The organism is Lysinibacillus sp. NPDC095746 (genome assembly GCF_044763535.1).
Taxonomy (GTDB): Bacteria; Bacillota; Bacilli; order Bacillales_A; family Planococcaceae; genus Lysinibacillus.
In genome coordinates this window covers 187,284-194,330 of sequence record NZ_JBIWGL010000004.1, presented here as the reverse complement: position 1 = coordinate 194,330, position 7,047 = coordinate 187,284, and the positions used below count along the sequence as shown (strand labels likewise).

The 7,047-nt window shown below is 37.1% G+C and carries 8 protein-coding genes; all 8 read left to right on the top strand.

The window, feature by feature from the left end:
• Positions 1-348: 348 nt before the first annotated feature.
• Entirely contained in the window at positions 349-996 is a 648-nt protein-coding gene (locus ACIQ7N_RS05095; protein WP_248716686.1) for a hypothetical protein, read from the top strand.
• 99 nt (positions 997-1,095) lie between these two features.
• Positions 1,096-1,689, top strand: a complete 594-nt coding sequence (locus tag ACIQ7N_RS05090) for a Maf family protein (protein ID WP_402930578.1) — start codon at positions 1,096-1,098, stop codon at positions 1,687-1,689.
• Positions 1,690-1,723: 34 nt separating this feature from the next.
• Positions 1,724-2,395 carry a RadC family protein gene (gene radC / locus ACIQ7N_RS05085; protein WP_132357282.1) on the top strand — a complete coding sequence of 224 codons (672 nt, stop codon included), beginning with the start codon at positions 1,724-1,726 and terminating at the stop codon, positions 2,393-2,395.
• Between the two features lie 606 nt (positions 2,396-3,001).
• Positions 3,002-4,021 carry a rod shape-determining protein gene (locus tag ACIQ7N_RS05080; RefSeq protein WP_132356994.1) on the top strand — a complete coding sequence of 340 codons (1,020 nt, stop codon included), beginning with the start codon at positions 3,002-3,004 and terminating at the stop codon, positions 4,019-4,021.
• Positions 4,022-4,034: 13 nt separating this feature from the next.
• On the top strand, positions 4,035-4,946 hold the full coding sequence (gene mreC / locus ACIQ7N_RS05075) for a rod shape-determining protein MreC (protein ID WP_402930577.1): 912 nt from the start codon (positions 4,035-4,037) through the stop codon (positions 4,944-4,946).
• A complete protein-coding gene (gene mreD, locus ACIQ7N_RS05070; protein ID WP_142509018.1) occupies positions 4,946-5,470 on the top strand; it encodes a rod shape-determining protein MreD in 525 nt (174 codons plus the stop codon). The genes mreC and mreD overlap by 1 nt, the downstream gene beginning before the upstream one ends.
• A 27-nt stretch (positions 5,471-5,497) precedes the next feature.
• Positions 5,498-6,166 carry a septum site-determining protein MinC gene (minC, locus tag ACIQ7N_RS05065; protein ID WP_132356991.1) on the top strand — a complete coding sequence of 223 codons (669 nt, stop codon included), beginning with the start codon at positions 5,498-5,500 and terminating at the stop codon, positions 6,164-6,166.
• Between the two features lies 1 nt (position 6,167).
• Positions 6,168-6,965, top strand: a complete 798-nt coding sequence (gene minD / locus ACIQ7N_RS05060) for a septum site-determining protein MinD (protein WP_132356990.1) — start codon at positions 6,168-6,170, stop codon at positions 6,963-6,965.
• Positions 6,966-7,047 lie beyond the last annotated feature (82 nt).

Sequence of the window (7,047 nt, the reverse complement as noted above, 5' to 3'; positions counted from 1 at the left end):
AAACGGATATTAAAGCTACTAAAAAAAGAATAAGGAATAGAGACAGAAATAAGGCACTTCCTGTTCAAAATTGAACAAGAAGTGCCTTATTTTTATCTAAAAAAGGTTCGCTATTATAAAACCGTAAGTTTTTCAGTACCCACGTAAAGAATCTACCTCTTTTTTTAGTAAAACTTTCATAGCAAAAATATTTAAATTTCAAGTGAAACATCGAAAATAACTATTAAATCAAAATATAGTAAATTCGCATTTACACATTCTTTTATACATATACTTATATATCAAATTGTAACAATACCGTCTTGTCTAAATTGACTTTGATATGTTAAAGAAAGAGGTGATGATTGAATGAAAATTGTCAGTCATGTGATGAAAAAACAAGTATTTCGAGCGATGATTATTGGAGGAATAGTTGGACTTTTTGGTGTAGCCCTTTTTTTAGGTATTCTTCAAGCAAGTACTAAATTTTCTTTAAAAAATGATAACACTGAGGTAGCCACTAAAAGTAATAATGCTAATTCATCAAAAGAAACAATTCCGACAGCAGGAGGAGCAACGAACGGACCGATGTTTTTTGCAAGTCAAGCAGGGGTCTATTCAAATTATGAAAGTGCAAGCTCGTTTGTAGCTGAACATCCTTCATTAAAAGAAAGTGCCATTGTCGAGGTTGACGGAAAATTTTATGTTTGGACAAGTATGGTTACAGATGAAAGTCAGCTTGTCTTTTTAAAAGATCCCGCAACATTTAAAAAAGCATTTACTTTAAGCGGTGACAGTTGTAAAGAGGCAACGATTGCAGAACTTCCATCTGTGCTAGCTGACAAAAATGCAACAAAATTAAATTTTAAGGATAAATCGAAGGATTCTACGTTGCCTGCTGATTGGCAATCTATTGGAGCGGCAGCCTCGTCTATTTCAACAGATATTAGCATCGTTCGCTTACAAGTTTTTGCCCATTACAAATCGAAAAATGCTTGTCTTCAAGTGAAATTTTAAGCACAAAAGATGGTGAAATAAGCATTATCTTGATATTTAGAAAATTTTCAAATCCAAAATTCTCCGTTATGATACCTAATAAGGAGGAATGGTCAGATAATGTTTAAAACAAATCACAAGCTAGTGCTAGCTTCAGCTTCACCACGAAGAAAGGAATTGCTTGCAATGCTATCACTTCCATTTGACATAATAACTAGTGAAGTAGAAGAGACAAGCGTCCAGGCAAGTACAATGCAAGATTATGTGAAAGGTGTAGCTCTATTAAAAACACGTGATGTGGCGAAAAAAGCCCCAAAAGCCACGATTATTGGAGCAGATACGATTGTTGTTTATGATGATGAGTTACTCCATAAACCTAAAAATCGTGAGGAGGCAATTTCTCACTTATTGCGCTTATCAGGTAAGCATCATGCGGTCATGACAGCTGTTGCCATTATTGAGCCTAACGGTAATGAAACTACATTCGTCGAAGAGACAAATGTTGTTTTTCATTATTTATCGCAAGAGCTCATTGAAGCATATGTAGATTCGGGAGATCCTTTCGATAAAGCAGGTGGTTATGGCATTCAAACTGCTGGAACCCTTCTAGTTAAACGAATTGAAGGAGATTATAACAATGTAGTCGGCTTACCACTTGCAACGTTGTTTACGCATTTGATAGCACTTAATATTATCCAATTTGCGAAGGAGTGAAGCTTTTTTGCCAAATGATGTTTTACCAAGGACAATGATACGAGACGTTAATATAGAGGATCGACCACGCGAAAGACTACGGAGACAAGGAGCGATGAGTCTATCGAATCAGGAGCTGCTTGCGATTTTACTAAGAACAGGCACGAAAGAAGAATCTGTTCTTGTACTTGCAAATCGCGTTCTAAGCGTTTTTGAACGTTTACATCATTTGAAACATGCAACAATAGAAGAAATGGTTGCTATTAAAGGGATTGGTGAGGTCAAAGCCATTCAATTATTAGCGGCAATTGAACTCGGTAGACGTCTCGCACAGAAATATAACGATGAAAAATATACGATTCGTTCACCGGAAGATGCAGCTGCCTATTTAATGCCTGATATGACCTCACTGAATCAGGAGCATTTCGTAGTTCTTTTTCTGAATGTGAAAAATCAAATTATTCATAGACAGACGATTTTTATAGGCAGTCTAAATGCTTCAATCGTCCATCCTAGGGAGATTTATCGCGAAGCTGTAAAAAGATCAGCGGCTGCTATTATTTGTGCTCATAATCATCCTAGCGGGGTTCCAACACCTAGTGATGAGGATATTGAAGTGACGAGAAGAATTTTAGAGGCTGGTTATATTATAGGCATAGATTTAATTGATCATCTTATCATCGGTGATCATCAGTTCATTAGTTTGAAAGAAAAAGGATATTTTTAACTTCTTTTAGCGTGTGTCAAACATCCGCAGAAAGAAGTTCAAGCTTCCGGAGGATGTCACGCAATTATGCCGGGGCATAATTGAGCTCTGCAATATATTTTGCAGAGTTTTTTTATTTCCTCAAATTGGATAAAATAATTAAATCGCTTTTATTATTTTAAAAATAAACATTTTGTATTATTTTGCGGTAAAGTAAAATTAATAGCGAACCTTTTTTGATAGAAAACGTTACTGTATTCGTAGAAATGTCTATAATATTCACAAAAATTGGTAGCCTATTACACGTTGTCTTACAAGAATAAAAATTATATGCTAATCTATACATACTATTTTTGTTTGGGTGGGAATTAAAATAGTATCTTTTCCGCGAGAAGAGGTATGTGGCACTACAAATTCTTGCGTTTTTCCGTTATAATGAACGGTATGATTTTATTTTTATTCAGAAAAAGACTCTCACTCCAACAGGTGTGAGATAAATGAGTGTGTAGTTTTTTTTCAGTAGGTGTCCAACACTGGGTGAATGAAGATAGAGACTCGGGGGGAAATACGCCTGAGTGCAGTTGATGTCAACGAAAGTATGGCTTAAATAGAAAGGGAGTACACAAATTGTTTGGATTAGGAAGTAAAGATGTCGGGATTGACCTTGGCACAGCGAATACATTAGTGTTTATTAAAGGGAAGGGAATCGTTTTACGCGAACCTTCAGTTGTAGCAAAAAATACAAAAACGGGAGATATTGTTGCAGTTGGTAATGATGCGAAAAATATGATTGGTCGTACACCTGGGTCAATCGTAGCAATCCGTCCTATGAAAGATGGCGTTATTGCTGATTTTGATATTACTACAGCAATGATAGAATACTATTTAAAAGAAGCTTGTAAAAATTCTGGTGGCAATTGGAAAAAACCGAATGTTATGATTTGTGTGCCTTACGGTATTACATCTGTTGAACAACGTGCGGTTATTGATGCTGCTCGCCAAGCAGGCGCTAAAGAAGCATTTACAATTGAAGAGCCATTTGCAGCAGCAATCGGTTCGAACTTACCAGTATGGGATCCAACAGGGTCAATGGTCGTTGATATCGGTGGTGGTACAACAGAGGTAGCGGTTATTTCATTAGGTGGTATTGTAACAAGTGAATCCGTGCGTGTTGGCGGGGATGCAATGGACCAATCTATCATTTCTTATATTCGTAAATCATATAACTTAACAATTGGTGAACGTACTGCAGAAGCAGTAAAAATGGAAATTGGTACAGCATTGGCTGAGGGTCCAGAAGAAAGAATGGAAATTAGAGGACGCGACCTTTTAACAGGTTTACCAAAAACGATCGAAATTTCTTCACAGGAGATTTCTGAATCTTTACGTGAAGCGGTAGCATCTATTATTGATGGTGTTCGAAAAACCCTTGAACAAACACCTCCTGAATTATCTGCAGACGTAATGGAACGCGGAATTGTACTAACAGGTGGTGGTGCGTTATTAACGAATTTAGACAAAGTCATTAGCCAAGAAACTAATATGCCAGTATTTATCGCAGAAGATCCACTGGACTGTGTTGCTATTGGTACAGGTAAGGCTCTAGAGCATATTGATTTAATTCGTCAACAACAAGTTAAAGGGTAAGGGGGTTTAGGCAATGCCACATTTTTTTTTCAATAAGAAATTAATTTTGCTGCTCGTAGGCATGGTTTTTCTTGTGGCATTGATTAGCTTCTCATTACGTGAACGGACGAATGCAACTTTACCAGAGCAAATTATTAAAGACACTGTCGGCGTCGCACAATCTATTGTTGCGAAGCCGGCGAATTATATTACTGGTGTTTTTAATAGTATTGATTCCCTCTTAAACACGTACGAAGAAAATAAACGTTTAAAAGCACGCTTAGATGAATTTGCAGCCGTACAAGCTGAGGCATCGGACTTGAAATCTGATATTAAAAAGTTTCAAGAGCTTACGGACAAATCGGAAAGTTTAAAAGCTTATGATCCGATTCATGCCACAGTTATTGCTAGAAATCCTGACCAGTGGGAAGAGAAGATTATTTTAGATAAAGGATCTTCACACGGTGTAGAAAAAAATATGGCAGTTATGACAGCAAAAGGGTTAGTCGGTAAAGTTACTTTAGTGACACCTTTCACGTCTGAGGTAGAGCTTTTATATACTAATAATCCAAACTATCGTGTTTCTGCGATGGTTCAAGGAGATAAACAAGCATACGGTTTAATTGAGGGCTATGATAAAGAGCGTAATGAACTCATCATGAAGCGAATCGATTCAAGTTTAACAGTTAAAAAGGGTCAGCAAGTTGTTTCATCAGGACTTGGTGGTATTTTCCCTAAAAATGTGCCAATCGGAGAAATAACTGAAGTAAGCACAGATGATTTTGGCTTAACAAAAATGGCCTATGTTAAACCAGCTGCTGATTTTTCAATTTTAGAATATGTTGTTATTGCTAAACGGTCCGCTACTGTAATAGATGGATCTGATGGTGATAAATCGAACAAGGATTTAACACATCCACAAAAGGGTAAAGAGGAGGCGGAATAATGGTTCGGTTTCTCATCCCCTCTGTGGCAGTTTTACTATTTTTGGTAGAACCGGAGTTTGCTATGTTTTCACCGATTGAAGTGAAAGGGCAAATCTTTTATTTAGTTCCGAGATTTTTAATCTTATATTTAATATTTATATCCATCTATTACAGCCGTCAGCGAGCGGTAATGTATGGACTTTTTTTTGGTGTCTTGTATGATGTGTTTTACATTGATATTATTGGATTATATTCAGTACTGTTTCCGCTTATTTGTTTTTTAGCAGGGTCTATTGTGAAAGTTATTCATCAGCACTTAGTTGTGACAACGACGATTTCAGTTGTTTTAGTAGCAATTTTAGAATTTATACTCTATCAATTCTTCTATCTTATCGACTTTACAACGATCCCATTATCGGAATTCTTACGTTCACGACTGCTGCCAACGATCATTGCCAATGCACTGTTTTTAATGATTCTTGGTTGGGCCTTCAAGTATCTAATTAATGCGCGTGTCTTGCAGAGAGCACGTGAAGTTTCTTAATAAAGAGCAACGTGAGGTGAGGCATTCATGAAAAAACAGTTAGTTAATATGAAGGGAACAAAGGATGGATTTGTTCTTCGTTTAGACGATCAATGTGCGTATGTCGATTTAGTAGAAGAGCTTAAAAAGAAAGTGTCAGAAAGCGGTATCGATAGTAAAGTAGATGTACAATTATATTTGGGCTATCGATACTGTTCTGCTGAACAAATCAAAGAGCTTATTAAAATTGTTCAGGAAACTGAGCAACTAATTGTTTCAAAGGTGCAAAGTGAAGTACTGACTGTCCATGAGAGCAACCAGAAAAGGATTGAAAGTCAACAAGATACATATATTGGTGTGGTCAGATCGGGTCAAGTTCTGCGTTCGTCAGGAGATATTATTATCGTAGGGAATGTCAATCCGAACGGACGTGTAGAAGCGGGTGGCAATGTGTATGTCCTAGGTAAACTCAAGGGCATTGCGCATGCTGGCGTTCATGGTAATAAGGAGGCAATCATTGCAGCATCTCTTTTTGAAGCCACACATATTATGATTGCTGATCAGGTCCAGGCAATGTCGGACGAACATGTAAAAGCAATTAAACATGAAGAGATGACTTGTGCATTTATTGGCTTGGATGGACGCATTACGTACGATCAAATTCACGCGTTAAAAAATATTCGACCATTATTAAATGTGTCTAAGGGAGGTAGCTAGTGTGGGAGAAGCGATCGTCATAACTTCAGGTAAAGGCGGTGTCGGAAAAACAACGACAACGGCTAACCTGGGGACTGCATTGGCTCTACAAGGTAAGAAAGTATGTTTAGTAGATACCGATATTGGACTTCGTAATTTGGACGTCATTTTAGGTCTTGAGAATCGGATCATTTATGATTTAGTAGACGTTGTTGAAGGGCGCTGTAAGATTCATCAAGCATTAATTAAAGATAAACGTGTAGATGAGAAACTATTTTTATTACCTGCTGCTCAAACAACAGATAAAAATGCTGTTAAACCTGAGCAGATGAAGAGCTTAGTAGAAGAATTAAAAAGAGACTATGACTATGTTTTAATAGACTGTCCAGCGGGCATTGAACAAGGTTATCGCAATGCTGTTGCTGGTGCAGATCATGCAATAGTTGTAACAACACCAGAAATCTCTGCCGTTCGTGATGCAGATCGAATTATTGGCTTGCTCGAACAGGAAGAAATTACTGCACCTAAACTAATTATTAACCGCATTCGCCAGCATATGATGAAAAGCGGTGATACGTTGGATGTTAACGAAATTACAACACATTTGTCTATCGATTTATTAGGGATCATCGTAGATAATGAAGGGGTTATTTCATCTTCCAATAAAGGTGAACCAGTAGTAATGGATCCTACTAATAAAGCATCTCTAGGTTATCGTAATATAGCCCGTCGAATACTTGGCGAATCTGTGCCACTTATGGCCATTGAAGATGAAAATAGAGGTGTATTTTCAAAACTAAAAGCGTTATTTTCTAAATAATCATCAGCCTTTTCGTGCATTTGTGCGAGAAGGTTTTTTTATTGTGCATGAATGGACATGCAATCTCATATAGTGTGAAAAA